Below are 25,455 nucleotides of genomic sequence, written 5' to 3'. Positions count from 1 at the left end.
TCGCTGCCGGGTCGCTCACGACGGCCCTCGGTACAGGTCCACCCGCCGGTCGCGAAGGTACGGATTGCGGCGACGAGACGCGGCGAGCCTCTCGGGATCCAGGTCGGTCACCAGCACGACCGGTACGTCGCCCGCGCGGGACAATTCCACCCCGTCGGGACCGACGGTGCAGCTCAGTCCGCAATAGACGACGGGAGCGCCGCCCCCGTCGCGGTTCCCGGCGTCGTCTCGGTGTTCGGTGCCCACCCGATTCACGTACGTGACGAACATCTGACTCTCGATGGCGCGGGCCGGGACCAGGACGGTGGCGACCTGCGTGTCCGGGTGTGCGAGCGCGGTCGGAACCAGCAGCCAATCGGTCCCCGCCAGGGCGTGAGCCCGGACCGCCTCAGGGAACTCGACGTCGTAGCAGATCAGGACGCCGCACGTCAGTCCGCCGAGCGGGAACTGCACCACCAGGTCGGTACCGGGAACGAAGGGGCGATCGTCGGGAGAGCCGTCCGCGCCGCCGGTCGGTCGGTACAAATGGGTCTTCCGATAGTGCGCGAGGACGTCACCGCCGCGACCGATGACGGCGACCGAGTTGTGCAGGAGGACGTCGTCGGTCTGGTCGAGCTCGGAGTAGCCGTAAGCGATGGCGAGTCCGGCGTCGCGGGCGGCCTGCGCCATCGCCGTCGCGATCGGTCCGCGGGGGCCGTCATCGGGACGCGGCTCGGCGGTCCGGTGCTCGCGGTAACCGGTGCACGTCAGTTCGGCGCACACCAGGATCTCCGCACCCCGGGCGGCGGCGTCGGCGGCAGCCGCGGCGACCTCGTCCAGTGACCCGGCGACATCCGACGCCGCCGGGCCCTGGAACATCGCGATCCGCATCGGTCACCTCCGCGATGGAGCAGGTGCTACTCGACGACCTCTCCGTCGATGTCGAAGCCGTCGTCGCCCTTCGTGCCGAACCGGCTGCGGACCAGCTTGATGAGTCCCTCGCCCGACAGGCTCGCGTCCACGAGCAGGCTGGTCCCGATCCCGAGCAGCCACGAGTCCTTGGCGATGGCGGTGCCCTGCTGAGTGGGGCGCAGCGAACCCTCCTCGTGCATGCCGGGCGTGCGCGCGTACATCGTCAACAAGCCGGCGCTGAACGCAACCAACCCGGCACCCGCGGCGGCGGCCGGGACCACCGGAGTCAACAGCGCTGCGCCGAGCGCGATCTCGGAACCGGCCAGGGCCTTCCCGAAAACTGCCGGAGGGAGCAGCCCGACCGGGGGAATCGCTCCCGCGGCCATACCCTGCATCCCGGCGGCGCTCTCCGTGTCGAGTGAGAGCTTGCCGATGCCGGAATTGAGGATGAACGCGCCGGCGGCGACTCGGATCGGAACACGGCGAAGATTCGCGGCGCTGGGCTTCAGATTCATTGGTACTTCCTCGATTCCAATCGGCGGCGGTCTCGGGCAGCGAGGCCACCTCCATCTCAGCAGAACCGACGGCTGTCGGGAGCCCGTTTCGGACGACGACGGACCGGCCTCGGTGCACAATCGAGGGAGCAGGTCATCCGGGTCAGGAGGTCGCGAGATGTCCGATCACGACACGCCGGTCGGTCCGGTCGACGCCACGGTGATCCCACGGTTCGCTGGCCCCGCCACCTTCGCGCGGCTGCCGAGGATCGACGAGGTCGACCAGACGGCTCTGGAGGGCGGGATCGCGATCCTGGGCATGCCGTTCGACGCGGGCACGTCGTACCGACCGGGCGCCCGCTTCGGCCCCGGACACATTCGGGCGTCGTCGAAGCTCCTGCGTCCGTTCCACCCGGGGCTCGGCGTGTCACCATTCGCAGTGCACCAGGTGGTCGACGCCGGCGATCTCGCCCTCAATCCCTTCGACATCCCGGAGGCGCTCGCCACGATCGAGTCGGGGGTCGTCGCGCTGCGCCGCCGAGGGATGCGGGTGATCACGCTCGGCGGCGACCACACCGTCGCCCTGCCGATCCTGCGGGCCGTCGCCGCGGACGTCGGACCCGTGGCCGTGATCCACTTCGACGCCCACCTCGACACATGGGACACGTACTTCGGTGCGCCCTTCACCCACGGCACGCCGTTTCGGCGCGCCAGTGAAGAAGGGCTGCTCGACCTGCGACGCTGCGTCCACGTCGGCACCCGCGGACCTCTGTACTCCGAGCACGACCTGCGCGACGATGCCATTCTCGGCTTCCGCGTCATCACCGCCGACGACTACGAGACCGACGGCGTCGCGGGCGTCGCCGAGACGCTACGCAGGCGAGTCGGCGACGGCCCGGTGTACGTCTCGGTCGACGTAGACGTGCTCGATCCGGCGTTCGCGCCCGGAACCGGGACACCCGAGGCCGGAGGCCTGAGCTCCCGCGAACTCCTCGGCACCCTGCGGAGGTTGGCCGGGCTGAACCTGCTGGGTGCCGACGTCGTCGAGGTCTCCCCCGCCTACGACCACGCCGAAGTGACCGGCATCGCCGCCGCCCACATCGTCTACGAGCTCCTCGCGGTGATGGCGGTCAGGGTCGGCGACCCTCGACCGCGTTCGTGAGCAGGCGGGTCAACCCCTCGGATGTCAACGCGGCCGGGTTCGGGTACTGCTGCCGCATCGCGATCTCCACGGCACGCGGGACGTCGTCGGCGGTGAAGCCGAACTGAGTGAGGCCGGTGGGGCCGTCCACCGCTGTCACGAGGTCGAAGACACCGCGGGGCGCGTCGTCGACGCCGAGCGCCGCCGCCACCCGTGCCATCGCGGCGGGCGCGGCCTCGGCGTTGTAGCGCATCGCGTGCGGGAGGATCACGGTGTGGGTCGGCGCGTGCGGCATCCCGAAGCTGCCGCCCAGGACGTGACAGAGCTTGTGGTGCAGGCCCATTCCGGCGCTCGCCAGGCAGGTTCCCGCCAGCCAGGCGCCGACCAGCAGATCGGTACGACCGTCCAGGTCCGTGGGAGCCACGCTCACCGTGCGCACCCCGCGCGAGAGCCGTTCGACAGCCTCCACCGCCACCGCACTCGTCGCCGGATTCGCATCGCGACTGTACAGCGCCTCGACCGCGTGCGCGAGCGCGTTGACGGCGCTGACGACGGTGAGCCCGGCGGGCAGTCCGCGGGTCAGGTCGACGTCGTAGACGACGGTCTCGGGCAGGATCTCCGGTCCGGAACGCGTGGTCTTGACGCCGTTCTCGGTCTCGCCGAGAACCGGCGTCACCTCGGACCCCGCGTACGTCGTCGGCACCACGGCCTGCGGGTACCCGGCGCGGGCAGCGAGTGCCTTCGACAGTCCGACGGCGCTCCCGCCGCCGACCGCGACGACGATGTCGACGCCGCGGTCCTGAGCCAGGATCAGCGCGCGGTCGGTGACGTCGACCGGCGTGTGCATGGCGGCGTCGGCGAAGTCCGCGACGACGCGATCGCCGAGTGCGGCCGCCACCGGAGCGCGGTGCCGGTCGCTCGCGATCAGCAGTGCGCGGCTGCCGCCGAGGCGATCGACCTCGGCGGGCAGGTGCGCCACGGTCCCGCTGCCGAAGACGATCCGGGACGGGTGGGCGGTGTAGGTGAAGGTCTCCATGACGGTCCGCTCCTCGGTGCGTTGTCAGTCCGCGATGGTCGCGTGCATCTCCCACACGATGACCTCGGCCGCGGAGTCGGTGGTCAGTCGCTGACCGCCACCGTGCAACCGTACGGCGTCACCCTCGTGCAGGCGTCCCGCGCCTTCCATCTCGACGTCGCCGCGCGCGACGAACAGGTGGACGAAGGGGGCGTCCGGCACGGTCACCGGCTGCTGTCCGGCCTGCATCCGCGCGACGCGCATGATCGCGCACTGGTTCTTGATCCGGATGGCGGCGTGGTCGGCGTGCTGCGGCATGCCGGACGCGACCGGAACCAGTCCCCCACTGAGCAGCTCGTGGTCGATCTCCAACTGCTCATAGCTCGGCGTGATCCCGGCTTCGTCCGGAAGCACCCACATCTGGATGAACCGGACCGGCTCGTCGTGCCGGTCGGCGTGCTGCGACGGCGCGGAATCGAGCCGCCAGGAGTCGTTCTTCTCCGAGTGCAGAATGCCGGTGCCCGCACTCATCCGCTGTGCGAGCCCGGGATAGATGACGCCGGAGTTCCCCATCGAGTCCTGGTGGACCAGCGATCCCTGCAGGACCCAGGTGATGATCTCCATGTCCTGGTGCGGGTGGGGTCGAAGCCCATCCCCGGCGTGACGATGTCGTCGTTGTTGACCAGGAGCAGCCCGTGCCGGGTGTTGGTCGGGTTGTAGTGGTGGCCGAACGAGAACGAGTGCTTGGAGTCGAGCCACCCGATCTTCGTCGTGAGTCGGTCGTCTGCGCGGCGGATGTCGATGGTGTCGGTGCTCATCGGAGCGGCTCCTTCGAGGTCGTGATGAAGGCGGCGAGGTCGTCGAGTCGTGTCTCGGGGATCTCGTGTCCGCCGCGGTGGTCGAGGACAGTGACGGTGGCGCCGGCGTCCGCGAGCAGGGAATGGAGGGCGGCGGTGTCGGCGGGCGAGACGAGTTCGTCGACGTCGCCGTTGACGATCGCGACCGGCAGTCCGGCGAGAGCCTCCGCTGCGAGCGGCACCTCGAGCGGTATCGGCATCGCGCCGATCAGGATCGCGGCACGGATCAGGTCGCGGTGCCGGGCCAGCAGCGAGGTGGCGATGTTGGCGCCGTTCGAGAAGCCGACGGCGATCACCTCCCCCGGCACCACGCCGTGGTCGGCGCCGAACGAACGGAGGAAGTCAGCCAGCGCGTCGGTCTGCGCGTACAGGTTCTCGGCGTCGAGCACGCCCTCGGCGTGACGCCGGAAGTGCCGGTTCAAGTCGCCCTCCCGCACCGTTCCGCGCGGGGCGAGGACGGCGGCGTCGGGAGCGATCCGCTCGGCGAGCGGCAGGAGGCTGCGTTCGTCGCCGCCCGTGCCGTGCAACGCCAGGAGGGTCGGCGACGTGCCGGGGCGCCAGCTGTGCGGGCGCGTCGCGTCCGACGATCCCACCATGTCAGAGGACCTTGTCGCCGTACATCTCGCCGAGCGGGTCGGCGATGAGTTCGATGCGGGCACCGTCGGGGTCGCGGAAGTACAGCGACACCTCGCTGTGCTCCACCAGCTCGACGCCGGCGGCGGTCAGCTTTTCGCGAAGGATTTCCCATCGGGATGGTTCCACGCTGATCGCGACGTGGTGCAGTCCGCCCAGAACCTCCTGGTAGGGGCCGACGTCGAGGCCCGGGAAGTCGAAGAAGGCCAGCAGGTTGCCGTTGCCGATGTCGAAGAAGAAGTGCGACGACCCCGGGTAGTCGCGGTTCTCGATCAGCTCGGTCAAGGGGAACTCGAGGATCCCCTGGTAGAAGCGGATCGTGGCTTCCACATCGCTGCTGACGAGGGCTGTGTGATGCAGGCCGCGGGCCGACGACGCCGGGCGGCTCTCGGCCGGTTGCAGGTACTGCTCACGCAGAGTGTCGCGTTGGGCGGCGAACTCGCGGGACCGCTGCTGTTCTTCGGTGGTGGACATGTCGACTCCTGATCTCGGGCTCTATCCGCATCCGGAAGTAGTTTTGATCGAAACTAAATCCAGAGTAGAGCTAACTGATTTCGGTGTCAATCACTTTCGGTATGCTGATGCGCATGAGCACTCCGCGATGGCTGTCCGACGACGAGTACGCCGCCTGGCGCGCCTACCTCGACGCGACCCGCCTGCTGTTGACCGCTCTCGATCAGCAGCTCGTTCGCGACGCCGGCCTCTCGTTCACCGACTTCGAGCTCCTCGTCGCCCTGTCCGAGGCGCCGGATCGGCGACTGCGCATGAGTTCGCTCGCGGACGCGGTCATGACCACGCGGAGTGCGGTGACGCGCGCGATGGTGCGGCTGGTCGACGCCGGCTGGGTGAAGCGGACGCCGTGCGCCGACGACAAGCGTGGGGCGTGGGCCAATCTCACTGAAGCGGGCGCGGCGAAACTCGCGGAGGCCGCCCCGGGGCACGTCGAGGCGGTTCGCGGCGATCTGGTGGATCTCCTCGACCCTGCCGAACTGGCCGCCCTCGCTTCGGGTTTCACCAAGGTGCGGCAGCGGTTGGCCTAGGCCGTGTTGGATGAGCCGGGTCAGTGAGTCTCGGGGGCGAAGGCTTCGTCGCGCTGCTCGGTGAGCCAGGCCCGGTACTCGTCGTAGACCGCGGTGATCGCTTCTCCGGGCCACCGCTTCGGCCGCAGTTCCGGTGGCAGTAGCGGATCGGTGTTGAGGTGGTTCACCGCCGCGACCATGGTGACGAATCGGGTGGGCTCGTCGCCGGCTTCCGCGATCGCGTCGAGGTACGCGAAACCGCGAGCGGCCCAGGTGTCGACGTCCCACAGTCGGCGCACCAGCTCCGCAGGGTCGCCGGTCGGTGTGGCGTCGAATCTGGTCGACACGCGGAGTGCGTCGTCGGGCCACGGTCGACGAAGGTTGGCCGGGCGCATCCAGACGCCCTCGCGCAACTCCCCCACGCGCAGGCTGCGCAGCGTAGCCCGCAGCGCGGTTCGGTTGGCGGCGCTGCGCCCGACGGTGGTGATCACCGCCATCTCCCAGGTGCCGTCCCAGTCCACGCGGTCGGGCGGCCGGCTGTCGTGCTGGCGCCGGATCAACCGCTCGGACAGTGTGTAGACCCCGTCGATCCTGGTCAGGTCGCCGTTCGAGGTCATGCGGGTGAGTGCGACGCGGGTCGTCGACTCCGCGATGCCGAACAGGCCCATCGCGCCGACGATCTCGCGGGCGCTCAGGCTGGGTGGCTGGACGCCGAGCAGCAGGCTGAGCACCGCGGAACGCGCGGAGACGGAGGGCACGAGGTCGCTGGTCATCGGATCGGACCCTACACCGGACGGCGCATTACATACTTGCGACGACTGATGTAGATATGTAACTTCTCTCGCATGGTGAATTCAACACGTGACGGTGTGGTGACGATCTGCGACCTCGGCGACGGCGAGAACCCGTTGGATCCGGACCGCGTCGGCGCGCTCCACGACGTGCTCGACGAGCTCGGTGCGGCCGACGGTCCAGGTGCGCTGGTCACGACCGGCACCGGTCGCTTCTACTCGACCGGCCTGGTTCCCGATCTGTTCCTCGAACCCGGATATCTCGACTCGGTGCAGCGCCTGCTCGCCCGACTCCTGGTCTCGTCGACGCCGACGGTCGTCGCGGCACCCGGGCACGTCTGCGCAGGCGGCCTGCTCCTGGCGCTCGCCCACGACCACCGCGTCATGCGTGCCGACCGGGGCTACGCGTGCCTCCCCGAGGCGCTCCTCGGCTTCCCGTTCCTTCCCGGGATGAGTGCTCTGGTCGGGGCCCGACTCGCCCCTCCCACCGCACACGCGGCGATGGTCACGGCTCATCGCTACGACGGCCCCGCGGCGGTCGAGGCGGGGATCATCGATCAACTCGCCGACGCCGACCGGGTCCTCGAAGCGGCGGTCGCGAAGGCGACCGAGCTCGCGCCGATGCGCGGCGACAACCTCGCGGGCATCAAGGCGGGCCTGTACCGCGACGTCGTCGCCCTCCTCGCCGAACCGGCCCTGTCGCGCGTGGGCGGAGGAGCATCCCGATGAGCAGCACCGATCCCCTCGCACCCGGCACCGTCGGCCGCTGGGTGGCCGGCCATCCGCTGGTCCTCGTGTACGCGAACGTTCCCGCATTGATCATGCCCACCCTGCATCCGAAGATCGCGCACGTCCTCAAGGAGAAGGATCGCGCGATCAACGGCTCGGAGGAGCTCGTCGATCTGCAGGCCTCGGCGCGACGACTCTTCAGCACCTACGAGATGTTGATGGGCATCGTCTTCGCCGGTCCCGAGAGCGACGACGTGGCCCATGGGCTCTATGAACTCCATCGCCCGATCGCAGGCACAATGCCCGACGGTGCGCCCTACCACGCGTGGAACAAGGACGTGTGGAACTGGACCTGGGGCTCCATCCTCAAGGGCGGCATCGACATCGCCGACGAGTTCGGTCTGCTGCGCTCCGACGACGAACGCGAAGACGCGTACCGCGGCATGGTCGAGATCGGCCGACGCTACGGCGTGCGCAGTCTGCCGGAGACCTACGCGGAGTTCGTCGCCTACTGGCAGCCCATCGTCGACGAGACGCTCGAAGTGGGACCCGAAGTGCAGTTCATCGTGGACCACGCGCTGCACCTCGCGAAGCCGCGCGGCTGGACGCTGGTCCCCGACGCTCTGTGGACGGTCCTGTCGCTCCCGCTCGCCCGGAGCATCCGGGTCGGCGTCCTCGCGGGGGTGCCCGACAAGTTCCATGCCGACATGGGCCTACGAATCACCGCGTTCGACCGGCTGGAACGTCGCGCGCACGGAGCCTTCTGGCGAGCAGTCCCGCGTGCGGTCAGCGGGCAGTTCGCGCCGACCTATTTCGCAGTGCGTCGACGTTTCGGCAACCCCGGCTGGCGGACCGTGTACTCGCGCGAGACTCTCGCCGAGCAGCGGGCCGACGCCGACGAGGCCCGGCTGAGCGGGTGTCCGATGCACCGTGCAGACGAGACGACGGAGCGGGAGACTTCGCATGCCCACGCATGACGTGACCAATCAAGCGCCGCCCTTGATCGGGGCCAACCCCGCCGAGGCGCCGTCGATCACGGACGCACTCCGTCGCGCAGGCGTCGGTGACGCGGCGATCGCCGACGTGTCCGCGGTCGGCGCCCTCGCTGGTTCAGAGGAGGCGATCGGGCTCGGCGACCTGGCGGAGGCTCATCCCCCGGTCCTGCACACCCACGACCGCTACGGGAACCGGATCGACGAGGTGGTCTACGACCCGGCGTATCACCGGCTGATGGCGCACGCGGTCGACTTCGGGCTCCACGGCGCACCGTGCGCGGATGCGAGCGAGCACGCGCACTTGCTCCGTGCCGCGAAGTTCAGCGCATGGAGCCAGGTGGACGCCGGTCACGGCTGTCCGATCTCCATGACCTACGCGGCGGTCCCCGCGTTGCGGATGGAGCCGAGCCTCGCCGCCCTCTACGAACCGTTGCTGAGCACCCGCGACTACGAGCCCGGACTGCGTGCCCCCCCTTTCCAAGCGCGGCTTGATCGCAGGCATGTCGATGACCGAGAAGCAGGGCGGGTCCGACGTCCGCGCCAATACGACTGCCGCGCACCCGCAGTCCGACGGCACCTACTCGATCACCGGACACAAATGGTTCACCTCGGCACCGATGTCCGACGTCTTCCTCACCCTCGCGCAGGCTCCCGACGGACTCACCTGCTTCCTGGTGCCGCGTGTCCTGCCCGACGGGACCCGCAACACGTTCCTGCTGCAGCGGCTCAAGGACAAGCTCGGAAACCGGTCGAATGCGAGCAGCGAGGTGGAGTACGACCGCACCGTCGCCTGGCGGATCGGAGACGAGGGTCGCGGCGTGCGGACGATCGTCGAGATGGTCAACCTGACCAGGCTGGACTGCGTTCTCGGCAGTGCCTCCCTGATGCGGATCGGCACGACGCAGGCGGTGCACCACGCATCGCACCGCTCGGCGTTCGGAGCGCGCCTCATCGATCAGCCGTTGATGCAGAACGTTCTCGCCGATCTCGCTGTCGAGGCGGAGGCGGCCACCACCGTCGGGCTGTGGCTCGCGGAGTTGACCGACGGCGCGATGGCCGGCGACGAACGTCTCGCGACGCTGCGCCGCGTCGCACTCGCCGTCACGAAGTTCCACGTGTGCAAGCGAGGGCCGATTCACGCGGCCGAGGCTCTCGAGTGTCTGGGCGGCAACGGCTACATCGAAGACTCGCGCATGCCCCGGCTCTACCGGGAGGCGCCGCTGCTGTCCGTGTGGGAGGGCTCCGGGAACGTCGCCGCACTCGACGTGCTGCGTGCGCTCGCGCGCGAGCCGGCGGGGCTGTCTGAGTTTCTGGACGAGATCGGTCGGGCGAAGGGCGCGGACGCGCGGTTCGACGACGAGCTCCGACGCTTCGAGGGAGAAATCCGCGGCCTGATGTCACTCGACCTGGACGCGCTGCAGTTCGGTGCTCGGCGCCTCGTCTCCCGCATGGCCGTACTCCTGCAGGCCTCGCTCCTGATCCGGTTCGGAGACCCGACGGTTGCCGACGCCTTTGTCGCGAGCCGGATCGACGACGACCGGGGCGACGTCTTCGGCACCCTTCCGCGCGGGACCGACGTGCGGCGGATCATCGAACGAGCTGCGCCGCGCACCGGGTGACGCGGGATGACGACCCCCTCCAGAACTAGGTGTTGACACTGTTCACATCACGCCCTATCGTGATGTGAACAGTGCATACATCAACCTCTGGAGGACAGCGGAATGCAGATCGAAAACCGTGACACGGTCACGACGGAACTCGGCGAGCGGACGGTCGCCGTTCCCGCAGGCGGTCTGTTCGACCGTTACCGGATGAACCCCGACCTCGACCAGATCGCGAGCGATCCCCGGGTCGAGAACGTCGACTTCTTCCGATCGCTCACCAAGACGCGTGTCGACTCGCCGATCGGCGAGACGATGACGCCGAACTTCTACTACGCCATGTCGACCGCGCGGTTGACGATGCTCGCGCCGACCTCGGCCATCCGCGCACAGCTGCCGGACGACCTCGCACCGCTCGAGGTCGTGCCCGGCGTCGGTCTCGCCTCGGTGATGTTCTTCCGTTACGACGTGTGCGACATCGACTTCTACACGGAGGCCGCGGTCGGCGTCGCCGTCCGCCCCGCTCGACACGCCGGTCCGGGCGTCGTCGACCTGGCGTCCTCGCTCGTCAACGACCACCTCCACACCTACGTTCTCGCGCTCCCGGTCAACACCGAGATCGCCCAGGTCCGCGGACACGACGGTTACGGCTTCCCCAAATGGGTCACTGACCTCGACGTCACGATCGACGACGACCGCGTGTCGGCCACCGTGTTCGGCGCCGGCGGAGACGTCGACGTCGCCTTCTCGGCGACGACGCCCCGCCAGAAGCGGCACCGAAGCGGGAGTCGGGTGTCGGGACTGACCTCGTACACCCGCCTCGGCGACGCCTGGCAGTCGACGTTCAACCAGACCAACGTGCTCGCCTCCGGCAGCGCACTGCTCCCCCGCGGCCACGACCTCACCGTCGGCGAGGGCCGGATGGCCGACAGCCTCCGGTCGCTGCGCCCGGGCCGTGCCGTCCGTCTGGACGTCAACACGCGAGCTCAGGCTGCCCTGCACATGCCCGCCCCGATCTCGGTGGCCACCCGATGAGCGCCCCGGCGGTCCCCGAGATCATGGATGCGATCGTCGTCGACGACGCGACGAAGGAACTGGTCATCGCACCCGTCCCGACGCCGGTGCCCGCCCCCGGCGAGGTCCTGGTCCGGGTCGCCGCGGCGGGCGTCAACCGCGCCGACCTGATGCAGCGGCAGGGCCTGTATCCGCCGCCTCCGGGAATCACCGACATCATGGGGATGGAGGTCTCGGGAACGGTCGTAGCCCTCGGCGACGGCGTGGACGAGACCGCCCTGGGAACCGAGGTCTGCGCGCTCATCGCCGGCGGCGGCTACGCGCAATACGTGGTCGTACCCGCGACGCAGATCCTGCCCGTCCCCGACGGGATCCCGCTCGTCGAGGCGGCGGCCCTCCCCGAAGTCGCGAGCACCGTGTGGTCGACCATCGTCATGGACGCCGGGCTCACTGCGGGCGAGACCCTCTTGATCCACGGCGGCGGCAGCGGCATCGGCACGCACGCGATCCAGGTCGCCAAGGCACTCGGAGCGACGGTCGTCGTCACCGTCGGATCCGAGGGCAAGGCGCAGCGCTGCCGCGAACTCGGCGCCGACGTCGTCATCAACTACCGGGAACAGGACTTCGCCGCTGAGATGTCCGGTCGTGCCGACGTGATCCTCGACATCATGGGCGGCAGCTACCTGTCGCGCAACGTCGAGGCCCTCGCCGTCGGCGGACGCCTGGTGATCATCGGCATGCAGGGCGGATTCACCGGTGAGGTCAACGTCGGAGCGTTGATCGGCAAACGCGCCCGCATCATCGGCCTCAACGTTCGGAACCGCCCACTCGAAGGCTCGGGCTCCAAGGCCGAGATCGTCGCGGCGGTCACCGCGGACGAGTGGCCCCTCGTCGAGCGCGGCCTGATCCGACCCGTCGTGTCCGCGGTCCTGCCCTTGGCGCGCGCCGACGAGGCGCAGTCGATGCTCGACTCATCCACGTCGGTGGGCAAGGTCCTGCTGACACCCGAGAGGAGCCGGACCGATGGCTGATCGCATCGTGGTGTTCGGCGCCACCGGCTACGCCGGCGGACTCGCCGTCGAAGCCCTCGTCCGTCGAGGCGTCGGGCCCGTTCTCGCCGGTCGTTCAGAGCGTCGGCTCGCCGATGTGGCGGCCTCGTACGGCGGACTCGACATCGCGGTGGCCGACGTCGCCGACCCGCAGAGCGTGCGGAGTCTCGTCGGCGAGGGAGACGTCCTCGTCACCGGCGTCGGACCGTTCGGACGCGTCGGATGGGCGGCCGCCGAGGCCGCAGCGTCGGTCGGCGCGCACTACGTCGACTCGACCGGCGAGGTCGGCTTCGTCCAAGACCTGGAGCGTCGGCTCGACGGTCCGGCCCGCGGCAGCGGCTCGGTGATGCTCCCCGCATTCGGGTACGACTACATCCCCGGCATGCTGGCCGGTGACCTCGCCGCGACCGACGCCGGCCCCGCGGCGCGCTCTATCGACGTCGGGTACTTCGCGAGCGGTCCGCTGTGGCGCGGGCTCAGCCAGGGCACCCGGCGCACGCTCGTCGACGGGATGACACTCCCCGTCGCCGCCTACGAGAAAGGCGAGCTCGTCGACGTGCGAGCGGGCCGGTCGGTCTCCTCGATGCCGGTCGGCGGCGCTCGGAAGACGGCTGTCCTCGCGACGGGCACCGAGGTGCTGCAGCTGCCGCGGCTGCACCCGAACCTGACGGACGTTCACGTCTTCAACGGGTGGTTCCCCCGCCTCGCCCGTCCGATGCAGGCGATGGCCCTCGCGTCCTCGCTGCTCGGACGGACCGAGGTCGGCCGCCGCGGCCTGACCGCGATGCTGTCGTCCATCGCCGGTTCGCCCGGCGGACCGGACGAGGCGGAATGGGCCCGGATCGTCGGTCGAGCCGTCGCCGTCGCGCGGGCCGCGGACGGCACCGTCCTCGCCGAGGTCGAGGTGCAGGGACCGTCGCCGTATACGGTCACCGCCGACCTCATGGCCTCCGCCGCGATCCGCCTCGCCGCGGGCGGCGGAGTCCGGCCGGGCGTCGTCGGCCCGGTCGACGGCCTCGGCCGCGAGGGATTCCGCGCGGTCTGCGAGGAGGTGGGCCTGGTCCGCCGATACAGTCGAACATGATCTGACAGACGACGGCGAGGTCGACACCATGACATCCGAAACCCCCTACCACCACGGCGATCTGCCCAGTGCCCTGGTGGCCGCGGCCATCGAACTGCTCGAGGAGAACGGCGCGGCTGATCTCTCCCTCCGCGCCGTGGCACGTCGCGCGGGGGTCTCGGCGGCGGCTCCCTACCGGCACTTCCCGGACCGGACGGCCCTGCTGTCCGCTGTCGCCGCCGTCGGCTACACCGACCTCGGACGCCTGCTGCTCCAGGCGAGCGCCGAGCCCGCCAGCGCCGACGACCTCGCCGCGATCGCCGTCGCCTACGTCCGCTTCGCCCTCGACCGCCCGGGTCTCTTCCGCGTCATGTTCACCGAGGGCTGCGACCCGACCAATGAGGACCGGGTCTCGGCCGTCGACGCGATCCGCGCCTACGTCGCAGCCACCGTCGAGCGTGCACTCCCCGGAACCGACAGCGCAGCGATGGGCACCGCGGTCTGGGCGCTCGTCCACGGGCTGGCGTTCCTCCACCTCGACGGCAAGCTCGACGCCGCATCGGACGAGGCGGTCGCCGCCACCGTGACGGCTGCCGTCCACGCCGCCGTCGGACTCCACACCACCTGACACCGCACCACCCGACATCGCACTTCGTGCGATCCTCCGAATGGAATCATCATGACCAAGCGCATTCTGAACGTCGTCACCAACGTCTCCCACTACGACGATCCCACCCACCCGACCGGCCTGTGGCTGTCCGAACTCACCCACGCCTGGGACGTCTTCGCCGAGCACGATTTCGAGCAGACGATCGTCAGCCCGCTGGGCGGGCAGTCACCGCTGGAGCCGAAGTCGCTGAAGTTCCCCAACTACGACAAGTCCGCGAAGGCCTGGCGCGCCGACCCGAAGAAGATGGACCTGCTCGCCGCCACCGCGGCCCCCGACCAGATCGACGCTGCCGACTACGACGCGATCTACTACACCGGCGGCCACGCCGTCATGTACGACTTCCCGGACAACCCCGATCTGCAGCGGATCACCCGGGAGATCTACGAGCGCGGCGGCATCGTGTCGTCGGTGTGCCACGGCTATGCGGGCCTGCTCAATGTGACCCTGTCGGACGGCAGCCTGCTGGTCGCCGGCCGCGACCTCACCGGCTTCTCGTGGCGCGAGGAGGTACTCGCCCGCGTCGACGCCCTGGTCCCGTACAACGTCGAGGAACAGATGAGGGCTCGGGGCGCCCGCTACCAGAAGGCTGTGCTCCCGTTCGTCTCGAACGCCGTCGTCGACGGCCGTCTCGTCACCGGACAGAACCCCGGGTCGGCGAAGGCGACCGCCAAGAAGGTCGCCGAACTGCTGTGAAACCGCGCGAGGATGGTCAGGTGAAGTTCGCCTGACCACCGTCGAGCGGGATCGTCGCACCCGTGAGATAGCGGAACTCGGGACCGCACAGGGCGGCGACGGCGACACCGATGTCGTCGCGGCACTCCCCGATTCGACGCAGTGGAATGGTCTGGAAGAAAGCGGCCGCCTCCTCCGGGTTCGCCTCGATCCACCACTTGAGGCCCGCCGACTCCGCGTGCGGCGCGATCGTGAGAGCGCGGATCCCGTCGACGCCCCACTCTGCGGCGGCCGCCCGCGTCAACGAGACGATCGCGCTCTTCACCGCCGCGTATGCGCCGAACCCCGCCATGTCCCACCGCTTGGTGGTGGAACTGGTCAGATTGACGATGATGCCGTCGCCGGTCTGCTTGAGATGCGGATGGCACGCCTTCATGAACCGGAAGGTGGCGAGCGGGCCGGACGAGAACCCGACCTGGAAGCGGTCGTCGCTCACGTCCATCAGCGTGCCGAGCGGCACCTGCTGCGCGTTGTTGACCAGGATGTCGATGCGGCCGAACCGTTCGGCCACCGCCGCAACCGTGGACGCGATCCCGTCGGCGTCCTTCACATCGCAGACGAAGCCCTCGCACCGACCTCCCTCACCCTCGATCAACGCCTTCGTCGTGTCGAGTTTGCTCGCGGTGCGGCCGATCACCGCCACGGCCGCACCTCGAGCGGCCAAGCCCAGCGCGATGCCCTGACCGACGCCCTGTCCTCCTCCGGTGACGACGGCGACCTTGCCAGCGAGATGCTGATTGTCCATACGTCGCAGCCTGGCAGTCGATGCACCGTCCGGTCACGGTTTTCCGGGTGATGGACTGCGATCCGGCACGGCATCGACGTCGATCCGCGGCACACACCGGAGCGCGCCGACCACTCCGAGTACCGCGCACCCCGCGAGCACGACGAGCGCCGCCCCCTGATGAACCGCGGCGACGAGGGCGCCGATCGCCAACCCGATCTGTTGGGCGGCGCCGACGCCCGCCGCCCGGCGCAGTCCGCTCCCGGATCCGGAGAGTGCTCGATCGTTCACCAGCGGAAAGACGAGACCGATGCCGAGGCCGATGGGCACCCCGGCCGCGACGAGGCTCGTCGGATCGTCCGCCGCAGAGAGTCCGGCGCAGCCGATCGCCAGCAGGACCATGCCCGCCGTCATGGTTCCGCCGGAGCCGATGCGCCGAGCCGTTCGTGCCACCATTGCAGCGGCGAGTGCTGCTGCCGCGTTGAGCGGCAGAAAGGCGAGGCCCGCCGCTGTGGCCGTCCAGCCGTGGTCGTCCTGGAGCGCGAAACTGACGGTGATCGCGCTCGCCGCCGGCAGCGCGTTCGCAGCGGCGATCGCGATGACCGCCACGGTCGCCGACACCCCGCGCGGCGATCCGCCCGCCGCGTCGTCGGTCGACGCCAGCGCGGACGGGTGCGCGTCAGCGGTCGCCGCCCGCAGGACAGCGGGCCACGCGCCGCCGAGGAGCACGGCTCCCACCGCCACCGCGACGAAGCACCATCGCCACGAGACGGTGGCCAACGGACCGGCGACGACGAGCGCGGCGATCGCACCGGCGCCCGACACGACGGCGAACACCGCGAAGTCCCGCAGGCGAGTCGCGGAGTCGCGTGTGAGGAGATGCAGAGCCGCCAGGACGCACGTCGCGGTCAGTCCTGCCGCCGCTCCCTGGGCGCCACGCGCCAGCATCAGCGTCGCGGGTGACTGTGTCAGCGCCCCGGCTGCCGCGCACACGCCGAAGCCGATCGCGACGGGCACCAGCATCCGCCGGGGGTCCGCGCGGTGCAGCAGGGCGGCCGCCGCGGGAAGCGCCACGACGAACGCCGCGGCGAACGGTGTCACGAGCGCGTGCCGGACGTCGTCGCCCATCCCGAAGGCGCGCCCGACGACGGGCGCCAGCACCGCGATGGCGGTCTCGTCGACGATGATCACGAACTGGATGCACGCCAACACGAGAACCGAAGTGAATCTCACCGTGCCGAGACTCCCGAAATACGCGATGAGAGTACGTCCGAATTAGCAGTGATCATCTTCGATCAATTCGTCATCTGCTCGTTCTCGTCACCGGTGTCGACGATTGCCCAATTTATGCGATCCGTCGCACATCGGCGCGATGGACGAACGCCCACAGCGGCACAGCGCTACCGTCTGACGACGCGGCGACGACGCGCTACCATCGGTCTCCACGATCGTGATCGGGCCCGTCACCAGAAGCGGACCGGACTCGCACACTGTGACGACGACGCCGTCGCCATTCGAACCTGAATTCGTCATCGCGCCGCTCTTCCTCTTGGAGGTCATTTGTCATCGATATCTGAGAATTCCCGTGATTCGTCGGTGGCCGCGAGTGTACTCACACCAACCGGCGACGATGCTCCGGTCGGGGCCGTCTCCCAGCCGCGGATGCCGCTGCCCGTGCCGCGGGGTCCGATCAGTCGGGCACTCGTCGATCACCTCACGTCCCCGACTCCCGACCCGGGCGTGATCCTGGCGTCCGTGGACGATCTGCCTGCACAGATCCTCCACGACGAGGACGTCCAGATCAGCCTCGCCATGCTGTACGAGCTGCACCTGCGCGGCATCGTCGGCGTCGACGACAGCGCGGAGTGGGATCCGGATCTGATCCGTGCGCGGGCGGTGATCGAACGACGGCTGGCGGCCGATCTCGAGGCCTTGATCGGCCCCGTCGAAGATCCCGGCGACGTCGCGACGGAATTGTTCCGTCTAGGTGCACACGACGGCGGACCACCGTTGTCTGCTCACCTCGCATTCAACGGGTCGATCGATCAATTCCGAGAGTGGGTGATTCACCGCTCACTCAATCAATTGCGCGAATCCGACGTTCACACATTCGGTATTCCCCGTCTTCACGGCGCGCCTAAAGCCGGACTCATCGAGGTGCAGATCGACGAATACGGAAACGGTCATGTCGATTACATGCACGCCACACTGTGGGCCACCATGATGCGCGGAATCGGTCTCGACTCCGATTACGCCGCGTACATCGATCAGATCCCGGCGCCGTCGCTCGCCGTGGTGAACACGCTCTCGTACCTCGGTCTGCATCGTGGACTCGTCCGAGAACTCATGGGGCACCTCTGCATGGTCGAGACCACGTCGGCACTCCCTTGCCGCGCCTACAGTCGTGGGCTCCGTCGCCTCGGTTTCGGCAGCGACGTCCGCCGATTCTTCGACGAGCACGTCGAAGCCGACTCCGTGCACGAGCAACTCGTGATCCGCCGCGTCGCCGTACCGCTCGGCGACTCGCCCGCAGCGCGGATCGCCTTGATCCGCGGCGCCCGAATCTGCGCCGCCGTCGAGAACATCGCCGCAGACCACATCTGGCAGTCGTGGGAGCGCGGAACCACGTCGCTGCGACCGGTGACGCGATGATCGGCGCGTGGACGGTCGGCGAGCAGACGACCGAGGAACTGCTCGCGGGGCTGCCGATTCCCGCGCCGGTCATCGGTGCGCACCCCGGCGTGTACTCGCCGTCGGTGGACTCGGCCCTCCTGTGCCGAGCCGTGCTCGGCGAACTGGACCGACGCCGTCTCGACGGGCGAGCGGAGACGACGGTCCTGGAACTGTGCGCCGGCAGCGGCATCGCGTCGATCTGCGCCGCTCTCGTCGGTGCGACCGTCACCGCGGTGGACGACACCGCCGAAGCCCTCGCCGCGATCGACGGCAATGCGACGGCCAACGGCGTCGCGGTGACCGGGCTGCTCACCGACGTGCGCGCCCTGCCGGCGTCGGTGACCGCCGACGTGGTGATCGCGAATCCGCCCTACATCCCGGCTCCCCCGACGGCGTCCGCCGGTCACGCCTGGGACGCCGGCGACGACGGCCGTGATGTCCTCGACGCGATCATCGACGCCCTGCCTGCCCGGGTCCGACCGGGCGGCGGCGTCCTGCTGGTGCAGTCCGATGTGTGCGGTGTGGACCAGACCGTGCACCGGCTCGACCTCGTCGGATTCTCGGCGGCGATCGTGGACGAGGTGCCGTTGGCGTTCGGTCCGGTGATGGCGTCCCGAGCGGAGTGGCTCGAACAGCACGGCTTCATCGCGCCCGGTCAGCGCACAGAGCGACTCGTGGTGACCCGTGCCGTCCGCGACGCCGAGGTCTGATGCGCCGACTCGACCTCAATCGGGCGCAGTTCTCGCTCTGGTACGCCCAGCAGCTCCTCGGCGACGACGTGCCGTTGTCGATCGCCCAATGTCTGGAGATCACCGGCCCGCTCCACGCTGGCACCCTGTGCCGCATCGTCGACGAGGTGACCGCCGAGATGGAGGCCTCCACGGCACGCCTGGTGACGGACGCGGACGGGCCGCACCTGGAGATCCGGTCGGGGACGCCGTCGATCGTCCACCGACTCTCGATGGCCGACGAGCCGGATCCGATGTCCGCCGCCGAGGCATGGATGACCGAGGAGACCGAGGCGCCGTTGCCCACCTCGGGGCCGCTGATCCGCTGCGTCCTCATTCACCTCGGCGGCGACCGCTGGATCCTGTACGCGCGGGCGCACCACATCCTCCTCGACGGCTACGGTGCGGGACTGTTGATCCGGCATGCCGCGGACCGGTACCGCCGCGCCGTCGACGGTGACGCGGACGAGAGGCCCGATCGCGGCCGCCGCATCCCGGCGCCGCAGTCGGTCGCCGCGATTCTGGAGCACGAGGAGCGGTACCGAGGCTCGTCACGCGAACAGCTCGATCGCGATCACTGGCGTGCCGCCGCGATCGACGACGTCGATCCGATGACCGTCGGCGACTCCGATACGGCCTTCACCGTGCGCAGGCACGTCGTCGGTCGTGACCTGGACCGGGCCCGATTCGATGGGATCGGTGAGGTCGCGGGTCGGGCGGGCGTCCCGACCATCGTCGTCCTGCTGGCCGCGGGCGCGCTGCTTCTGGCGCGACTGCGGGCGCGGCGACGCGTCCCCCTCACCCTCGTGACGTCCGCAAGGACCAGCGCGGCCCTGCGCGCCGCACCGGGCACGATGTCGAACCTGCTGCCGATCATCATCGACGACGATCCCGACAGCACCGTCGACGCCCATCTCCGTGCGGTGGCGGCGACGATGTCGGGAGCACTGCGGCATCAGCAGTACCGCTATGAGGCGATCCTCGCGGACGCGGGGCGGTCGGGCGGCGGAGGCCTCCCGGTTCGCATCGGCCCGGTCGTCAACATCCTCCCCGCGCCGCCGCGCATCTCGCTCGGAGACGGCTTCGACGCAGCCTTTCGGGTCCTGTCGACGGGACCGGTCGCGGACCTCAACATCAACGTCTATCCGGGACGGCGGGACAGCCTGCGGGTGGAGATCGAGACGAACCCCGCTGCACATCCGGCCCGGGCCGGCGAGGCGCTCCTGGCTCACCTGCTCGCCGGCGTCGACGCTCTGCTGTTGTCGGATCCCGACACTCTTCTCGGCAGGCTGCACCTGCCCGCGAGCGGGAGCCTCGACGGACCGTCCGTGCCGGCCGACGCACCCGCGCACCTGGCCGACGTGTACTGGTCCCGGCGGTACAGCGACCGGCAGGCCGTCGTCGACGGTGACGAGGTGCTGACCCACCGGCAGCTCGCCGAGCGCGCGGCGGGCGTCACCGCCGAACTCAGGGCCCGCGCGCGGCCGGGCGACGTGGTCGCCGTCGTGTGTCACCGATCGGTGCACACTGTCATCGCCGCGCACGCGATCGCCGCCGCGGGGATGTGCGTGCTCCCCGTGGATCGCGCCCTCCCCGAGCCCCGGCAGCGGATGATGCTCGACGATGCCGATCCCGCCGTGATCCTGACCGAACGGGATCTGCGCGCCTGCGCACCCACCGGCGCCGGGACCGTCGCACTCGCGACCGTTCCCGTCGGAGCGCCCGCCTACCTCCTCTACACGTCCGGCACCACCGGTTCCCCGAAGGGCATCGTCGTGACGCACACGGGCGTCGCCGGTCTGGCGGCCACCGTCGACACCGCCTACGGGATGGACGAGACCAGCGTCGTCGCGCATCTCGCGTCACCGGGCTTCGACACCGCGATCGTCGAGATGCTGGCGGCGGCGCGGGTCGGCGCCGCGCTCGTCGTGGTCCCCGACCACATCCGCGGTGGTGACGAACTGGGCGACTTCCTGACCCGAAACCGCGTCACGCATCTGTTCATCACTCCGGCCGCTCTGGCGACCGTTCCGAGCGAGAGCGCGGAGACGGTGTCCCACCTGATCGTCGGCGGCGACGTCTGTCCGGCGCCGCTGATGCGTCGGTGGGCGCGGCGCTCGGCGGTCAGGTGCGCCTACGGACCCACCGAGACCACCTGCAGCGTCACGCTGACCGGACCGATCGCCGCGGACTCGGCGGAAACGTCGGTGCCCCTGGGCGATCCGATGGTCGGCGTCCGCCTGTCGGTCCGCGACGCACGACTGCGACCGGTCCCGTCCGGCGGCGACGGAGACCTGTACGTCTCGGGCCCGGCCGTGGGACTCGGGGTACTGAACCGGCCGGACGCCACCGCGAGTCGATTCGTCGCGAACCCGGACGCACCCGGCGAGCGGATGTACCGGACGGGAGACCGGGTACGGCTCGATCCGAACGGCGGCCTCCGTTTCCTCGGCCGAGACGACCATCAGGTGAAGATCCGCGGGGTCCGCGTCGAACCCGCCGAGGTGGACCGGATCGCCGTGGACTCCGGCCTCGTCAGCGAGTGCGTCACCGTCGCTCGGCGCAGCGATCTCGGACACCGCCTTCACTTCTACGGCGTGGCGGCCGCCGACGTCGCGGCGGACGACCTGCCCCGCCGCCTGCGCGCCGCTCTCACCGCCGCGCTTCCCGCGGCGTCGGTGCCGTCGACCTTCACCGTTCTCGACGAGCTGCCGCTCACCGTGAACCGGAAGGTGGACCGCGGCCGCCTGCCCGCACCGCAGATCCACGCGGCCTCCGCGTACCGGGGGCCGCGAACCGAAACCGAGACCGTCGTCGTCGCCGCGTTCGAGGCTGCGCTCGGGCGCCGCGGGATCGGCGTGGACGACGACTTCTTCCACCTCGGCGGTGATTCGCTGATCGCCACGGCGGTCGCCGCCCACCTGTCGGCGGCCGGTCTGGATGTCGGCGTCCGGGACGTCTTCGCAGCCGCGACCCCGAAGCGGCTCGCCGCCCAGGTGCGTTCGGGATCGACGTCCCGATCCGCCCGGCCGGTCCCCTCCTCTGATGTTCCCGCGCCCGGGGTCCCGGTGCCGCTCGCGCCCGCACAACGGGACGTCTATCGACGACGCCACGGCATCGAACACCTCATCGCGTTCACGATCGCGCTGCCGCCGACCGTCGACGTCGCCGCGATCCGCGCGGCGGTCGCCGACCTCCTCTGCAGGCACGAGATGCTGCGGTCGGTGACGACCGACGACGGTCAGTTCGTGGTGGACGCGGCGCCCGATCCGGCGAAATGGTCGATCGACGTGCTCGATCCCGCGAACCCCGAGTGGGCGCGGCGTCACCTGCACCGGACCATGGATTTGGCGCACCGCTACCCACTGCGCGTCGGGGTGGCGGCGACCGACGACCGGTTCCACGTCGCGGTGGCCGTGCACCACCTCGCCGTCGACGGGGCCTCCCTCGCGCTGCTCCTGTCCGGACTGGTGGGCGGCGGCGACGCGGAACGGGCGACCTATCGGGAGTACGCGATCATGGCGGATGCTCGCGCCGACGAACGTCGAGCGGCCGATGTGGAGCACGTCCGCTCGACCGTCGACATCGACCGGATCCTCTGCCTCCCGGCAGCCCAACCGCGGCCCCCGCGGTGGCGCTCGGACGGCGCACGTGTCCGCGCACGTCTGTCCGCTGACCGGTGGACCGGCCTCGTCGACGTCGCGGCCGAACGACGCGTGTCGGTGCTGACCGTGCTGCGCGCCGCCCTCGCGACGATGCTCGCCGCCGACGCGGACACCGACACCGTGACCATCGGCGCGCTGGTGTCCGGCCGCGACGACGGCCGCTTCGCGAAGACCGTCGGCATGTTCGTCCACACGGTCCCGGTTCCCTGCCCGGTGGCACCGACGCTCGCCGAGACCGTCGACGCCGTGCGACGCGCCGAGGATGCGGCCTTCTCCCATTCGACGACGGCATTCACGACGATCGTCGACGCGTTGCAGGCCGACCGACCGGACCGGCATCCACTGTTTCAGGTGATGCTGACCGTCGACGACCCGCTGCCGACCGATGCGATCACCCCGCTGCCGGTGCCGCTGGCCCACTGCGACCTGCATTTCTCGGTGGTGCCGCCGAGGCCTGACTCCCCCGGGCACGTGGAACTGCTCTACGCCACGGCATTGTTCGACGTCGCCGCCGCATCAGGACTGGCCGAGGCCTTCGCCGACCGGATCGGGGCGACATGATCGAAACCCCTAGCTGAGGTGGCCTTCCCGCACCACTCTGAGGCGAGTCGCACCACCTGTGGTTCTCGCACTCGGTCGCGACCGAGTGCGAGAAACACAAGTGGTGCCACTGGTCGACACATGGTGCGGCAACCTCTCTCCGGGTGCTGCAGGCGACCCTGTCCGTCCGTGCGCCGTCGACCGTGGGGCACGTTTCAGCGATATCGGCGGCTAGCGTCCGGAGATGAGAGTCCAGAGGCCGGACGATCCGACTTCCGTCGCCGCCGCCTGCACCCGCCGGTCCCAGTCGGCGACCGATCCGGCCTCACCGCGCCACGCCAGGGCGGCGCGGGTGTACTCGTGCAGGCGGTGCTCCCGCGTGGTGCCGATGGCGCCGTGCACCTGGTGGGTGTTCCGCACGACCACCGACGCCGCGTGTCCGGCACACGACCGAGCGACCGCGATCAGGAACGGCAGGCGGTCGCTCGACCATTCGCTGCGGACGGCGTCGGCGATCGCGGTCTCGGTGGCGGTGCGGGCGAGCGCGGCCTCGGCCGCTGCTCGTGACACCAGACCCTGCACCGCCTGCTGGCGGGCGAGCGGACGACCGAACTGCACGCGGACGCGTGTGTGCTCGATCGCGAGCTCGACGGCCCGATCCAGCGCCGCGCAGACCTGAACGCCGCGGACGAGCGCGTACTTCAACCGCGTGCGGGCGACGGCACCGGCGTCGACCGGTCGGACGGCGGTGTCGTCGGCGAGCCGGAGCGACGGCCTCGGTTCGCCGATCAGGTTGCTCCCGGGCTGCAGATCGCAGGCCGCCGGGTCGACGTCGGCGACACCGGCGTCCCCGCGCACCACGACCACCCGATCGACGCCGTCGGCCCACGGCACCCGGTGCGCGACCCCGGTCGCGTCCGCGAAGGCGATGGTCCGGACGAGGCCGTCGTCGGACGGAAGTCCGGCCTCGTCGAGCAGGGCGCACGCGAGGAGGTCGTGTTCGCCGAGCGGGAGCCGCACGCCGTGCCGGGCGGCGGCAGTCAGCAGTTCGGTGGCCTCCCACCAGCCGGCGCCGGAACCGCCGACCCGCTCGTCCCCGGTCAGCCGGATCAGACCGAGCTCGTCGAGTCGAGCCCACAGCTCACGGTCCAGCACAGGCGTCGAGTCGTGTTCGCCGCGGTGGGCGGTGAAGACGGAGTCGATCATCGCGGTCAGGTCCGGATCCACCCGGTTCATCGCTGCCCCATTCATCGCTGCCCCGTTCACCGCAGCCCCAATTCCCGGGCGATCACACCGTGCAGGACTTCGCTGCTGCCGCCCCGGATCGTGAAGCCCGGCAGTTGGTCGACGCCGCGCGCGACCACCGCCGCGAACGCCGGATCGTCGTCGGACAGGAGATCGGCGGCGTCGGCGATGTCGCCCTCGGCGGCGGTGCCGAGCACTTTGACGACGGCGGCGGGGATGTTCGCCGACTCTCCCCTACTCAACGCTCCCGCCACCGACTCCGACATCTGATGCAGGCCGGCGACGCGTGCGACCAGTGCTCCGACGGATGCGTCGGGCCGATCGACGCAGGCCTGCAGCACCGGAAACGTGGAGAGCACGCGTTCGGGACCACTGCGTTCGAAGCTCAGCTCCGAGGTCACCTGCTGCCAGCCGCGGCCGATCTCACCGAAGACCATGTCGTCGGGCACGAGGACGTCGTCGAGGATCACCTCGTTGAAGTGATGCGCTCCGTTCATCGACACGATCGGGCGGACCGTGACGCCGGGGGCGGCGAGATCGACGATGAACTGACTGAGTCCCGCGTGGCGATCGCTCGGATCCACGGGCGCGGTCCGTGCGAGTGTCATCAACCGCTGAGCCAGGTGCGCGCCCGACGTCCAGACCTTGGTGCCCGCGATCCGCCAGCCGCCGTCGACGCGGGCGGCGCGGGTGCGGACGCTCGCGAGATCCGATCCGGAGTCCGGTTCGCTCATGCCGATGGCCCACAGGCACGTCGCGTCGGCGATGCGGGGCAGGAACTCCCGCTTCTGCGCCTCCGTCCCGTACTTCAGGATCGACGGCGCCATCTGTCGGTCGGCGATCCAGTGCGCCGCCACCGGCGCCCCGGCTGCCAGCAGTTCCTCGGTGACGACGAAGCGCTCCATGAACGTCCGACCGTGCCCGCCGTACTCGACCGGGATCGTCATTCCGATCCAGCCGCGCTCGACCAGGGCGCGGGTGAAGTCGAGGTCGACGCCGGTCATCCAGCAGTCGACGGTCGGTGAGAAACTCCCGGCCGCGCGCTGCTCGGCGACGAAGTCGCGGACTTCGCCGCGCAGGCGGATCAGCCCGTCGTCGGGATCGGGGGCGGGCGGAATCAGTCGCACGGCAGCAGTCACGAGATTCAGTGTGCCGTCGGTGGAATCGATTCGCCGCTGAAACGGGC

General features: G+C 70.0%; 23 protein-coding genes and 2 pseudogenes. 13 read left to right on the top strand and 12 right to left on the bottom strand.

Translation table 11 applies throughout. From position 1 onward, the window contains the following. Positions 1 to 15: 15 nt before the first annotated feature. Together ACH46_RS10780 and ACH46_RS10775 are read right to left on the bottom strand one after the other, a co-directional pair. On the bottom strand, positions 16 to 870 hold the full coding sequence (locus ACH46_RS10780) for a nitrilase-related carbon-nitrogen hydrolase (RefSeq protein ID WP_062392894.1): 855 nt from the start codon (positions 868 to 870) through the stop codon (positions 16 to 18). Between the two features lie 26 nt (positions 871 to 896). Next, entirely contained in the window at positions 897 to 1,406 is a 510-nt protein-coding gene (locus ACH46_RS10775; protein ID WP_226995582.1) for a hypothetical protein, read from the bottom strand. Between the two features lie 157 nt (positions 1,407 to 1,563). Here ACH46_RS10775 and speB point away from each other — a divergent pair, with 157 nt between their 5' ends. After that, positions 1,564 to 2,547 carry an agmatinase gene (speB, locus tag ACH46_RS10770; RefSeq protein WP_062392893.1) on the top strand — a complete coding sequence of 328 codons (984 nt, stop codon included), beginning with the start codon at positions 1,564 to 1,566 and terminating at the stop codon, positions 2,545 to 2,547. Here the strand turns inward: speB and ACH46_RS10765 are convergent. From ACH46_RS10765 to ACH46_RS10750, 4 genes and pseudogenes are all read right to left on the bottom strand, one after another. Continuing rightward, entirely contained in the window at positions 2,516 to 3,562 is a 1,047-nt protein-coding gene (locus ACH46_RS10765; protein ID WP_062392892.1) for a maleylacetate reductase, read from the bottom strand. The genes speB and ACH46_RS10765 overlap by 32 nt on opposite strands. Before the next feature lie 24 nt (positions 3,563 to 3,586). Continuing rightward, positions 3,587 to 4,359 (bottom strand): annotated as a pseudogene (locus tag ACH46_RS10760) (pirin family protein). Beyond that, positions 4,356 to 4,994 carry an alpha/beta hydrolase gene (locus ACH46_RS10755; protein ID WP_062392891.1) on the bottom strand — a complete coding sequence of 213 codons (639 nt, stop codon included), beginning with the start codon at positions 4,992 to 4,994 and terminating at the stop codon, positions 4,356 to 4,358. Before ACH46_RS10755 ends, ACH46_RS10760 begins: the two are co-directional and overlap by 4 nt. A 1-nt stretch (position 4,995) precedes the next feature. Then, positions 4,996 to 5,505 (bottom strand): VOC family protein, encoded by a 510-nt coding sequence (locus ACH46_RS10750; RefSeq protein WP_062392890.1) that lies wholly within the window; start codon positions 5,503 to 5,505, stop codon positions 4,996 to 4,998. Between the two features lie 113 nt (positions 5,506 to 5,618). Between ACH46_RS10750 and ACH46_RS10745 the strand changes: the two genes are divergently transcribed. Continuing rightward, on the top strand, positions 5,619 to 6,071 hold the full coding sequence (locus ACH46_RS10745; protein ID WP_062395262.1) for a MarR family winged helix-turn-helix transcriptional regulator: 453 nt from the start codon (positions 5,619 to 5,621) through the stop codon (positions 6,069 to 6,071). Positions 6,072 to 6,091: 20 nt separating this feature from the next. Here the strand turns inward: ACH46_RS10745 and ACH46_RS10740 are convergent, their stop codons facing one another. Then, positions 6,092 to 6,823, bottom strand: a complete 732-nt coding sequence (locus ACH46_RS10740) for a PaaX family transcriptional regulator C-terminal domain-containing protein (protein WP_062392889.1) — start codon at positions 6,821 to 6,823, stop codon at positions 6,092 to 6,094. A 72-nt stretch (positions 6,824 to 6,895) separates the two neighbouring features. On the opposite strand from ACH46_RS10740, the gene ACH46_RS10735 reads away from it, so the two are divergent. From ACH46_RS10735 to ACH46_RS10700, 8 genes and pseudogenes are all read left to right on the top strand, one after another. Beyond that, positions 6,896 to 7,570, top strand: coding sequence for an enoyl-CoA hydratase/isomerase family protein (locus ACH46_RS10735; protein ID WP_062392888.1), 675 nt, complete (start codon positions 6,896 to 6,898; stop codon positions 7,568 to 7,570). Further along, on the top strand, positions 7,567 to 8,547 hold the full coding sequence (locus ACH46_RS10730) for an oxygenase MpaB family protein (RefSeq protein ID WP_062392887.1): 981 nt from the start codon (positions 7,567 to 7,569) through the stop codon (positions 8,545 to 8,547). The genes ACH46_RS10735 and ACH46_RS10730 overlap by 4 nt, the downstream gene beginning before the upstream one ends. Continuing rightward, a pseudogene (locus ACH46_RS10725) lies at positions 8,534 to 10,184 on the top strand (acyl-CoA dehydrogenase family protein). Before ACH46_RS10730 ends, ACH46_RS10725 begins: the two are co-directional and overlap by 14 nt. 102 nt (positions 10,185 to 10,286) lie before the next feature. After that, a complete protein-coding gene (locus ACH46_RS10720; protein ID WP_062392886.1) occupies positions 10,287 to 11,201 on the top strand; it encodes an acetoacetate decarboxylase family protein in 915 nt (304 codons plus the stop codon). A 23-nt stretch (positions 11,202 to 11,224) separates the two neighbouring features. Further along, entirely contained in the window at positions 11,225 to 12,211 is a 987-nt protein-coding gene (locus ACH46_RS10715) for an NAD(P)H-quinone oxidoreductase (protein WP_062395260.1), read from the top strand. Then, positions 12,204 to 13,313: a saccharopine dehydrogenase family protein gene (locus ACH46_RS10710; protein ID WP_062392885.1), complete on the top strand. Its 1,110-nt coding sequence runs from the start codon at positions 12,204 to 12,206 to the stop codon at positions 13,311 to 13,313. The genes ACH46_RS10715 and ACH46_RS10710 overlap by 8 nt, the downstream gene beginning before the upstream one ends. 28 nt (positions 13,314 to 13,341) lie before the next feature. After that, positions 13,342 to 13,920: a TetR/AcrR family transcriptional regulator gene (locus ACH46_RS10705; RefSeq protein ID WP_062392884.1), complete on the top strand. Its 579-nt coding sequence runs from the start codon at positions 13,342 to 13,344 to the stop codon at positions 13,918 to 13,920. A 51-nt stretch (positions 13,921 to 13,971) separates the two neighbouring features. Next, a complete protein-coding gene (locus tag ACH46_RS10700) occupies positions 13,972 to 14,655 on the top strand; it encodes a type 1 glutamine amidotransferase domain-containing protein (protein ID WP_062392883.1) in 684 nt (227 codons plus the stop codon). Positions 14,656 to 14,671: 16 nt separating this feature from the next. On the opposite strand, the gene ACH46_RS10695 is transcribed toward ACH46_RS10700, so the two are convergent. The 3 genes from ACH46_RS10695 to ACH46_RS20810 all read right to left on the bottom strand — a co-directional run bounded on the left by ACH46_RS10695 (position 14,672) and on the right by ACH46_RS20810 (position 16,951). Beyond that, positions 14,672 to 15,439 (bottom strand): SDR family NAD(P)-dependent oxidoreductase, encoded by a 768-nt coding sequence (locus ACH46_RS10695; protein ID WP_062392882.1) that lies wholly within the window; start codon positions 15,437 to 15,439, stop codon positions 14,672 to 14,674. A 33-nt stretch (positions 15,440 to 15,472) separates the two neighbouring features. Next, entirely contained in the window at positions 15,473 to 16,651 is a 1,179-nt protein-coding gene (locus ACH46_RS10690) for an MFS transporter (protein WP_157851038.1), read from the bottom strand. Positions 16,652 to 16,738: 87 nt separating this feature from the next. Further along, entirely contained in the window at positions 16,739 to 16,951 is a 213-nt protein-coding gene (locus ACH46_RS20810) for a CDGSH iron-sulfur domain-containing protein (RefSeq protein WP_082399903.1), read from the bottom strand. A 63-nt stretch (positions 16,952 to 17,014) separates the two neighbouring features. On the opposite strand from ACH46_RS20810, the gene ACH46_RS10685 reads away from it, so the two are divergent. From ACH46_RS10685 to ACH46_RS10675, 3 genes are read left to right on the top strand one after another with little or no spacing between them, the layout of a single operon-like run. Then, on the top strand, positions 17,015 to 18,070 hold the full coding sequence (locus tag ACH46_RS10685; RefSeq protein ID WP_335334137.1) for an iron-containing redox enzyme family protein: 1,056 nt from the start codon (positions 17,015 to 17,017) through the stop codon (positions 18,068 to 18,070). Next, on the top strand, positions 18,028 to 18,801 hold the full coding sequence (locus ACH46_RS10680; RefSeq protein WP_226995581.1) for a methyltransferase: 774 nt from the start codon (positions 18,028 to 18,030) through the stop codon (positions 18,799 to 18,801). The genes ACH46_RS10685 and ACH46_RS10680 overlap by 43 nt, the downstream gene beginning before the upstream one ends. Next, on the top strand, positions 18,801 to 23,045 hold the full coding sequence (locus tag ACH46_RS10675; protein ID WP_062392879.1) for a non-ribosomal peptide synthetase: 4,245 nt from the start codon (positions 18,801 to 18,803) through the stop codon (positions 23,043 to 23,045). Before ACH46_RS10680 ends, ACH46_RS10675 begins: the two co-directional genes overlap by 1 nt. Before the next feature lie 210 nt (positions 23,046 to 23,255). On the opposite strand, the gene ACH46_RS10670 is transcribed toward ACH46_RS10675, so the two are convergent. Continuing rightward, a complete protein-coding gene (locus ACH46_RS10670; protein ID WP_226995580.1) occupies positions 23,256 to 24,275 on the bottom strand; it encodes an acyl-CoA dehydrogenase family protein in 1,020 nt (339 codons plus the stop codon). A gap of 11 nt (positions 24,276 to 24,286) precedes the next feature. Continuing rightward, complete coding sequence (locus tag ACH46_RS10665; protein WP_417935298.1) at positions 24,287 to 25,390, bottom strand: acyl-CoA dehydrogenase family protein; 1,104 nt, start codon at positions 25,388 to 25,390, stop codon at positions 24,287 to 24,289. Positions 25,391 to 25,455: the final 65 nt, after the last annotated feature.

Source organism: Gordonia phthalatica, assembly GCF_001305675.1.
In the GTDB taxonomy this organism is placed as follows: Bacteria; Actinomycetota; Actinomycetes; order Mycobacteriales; family Mycobacteriaceae; genus Gordonia; species Gordonia phthalatica.
The sequence above is the reverse complement of the archived record's forward strand: the minus strand, read 5'-3'. Positions and strand labels throughout refer to the sequence as shown.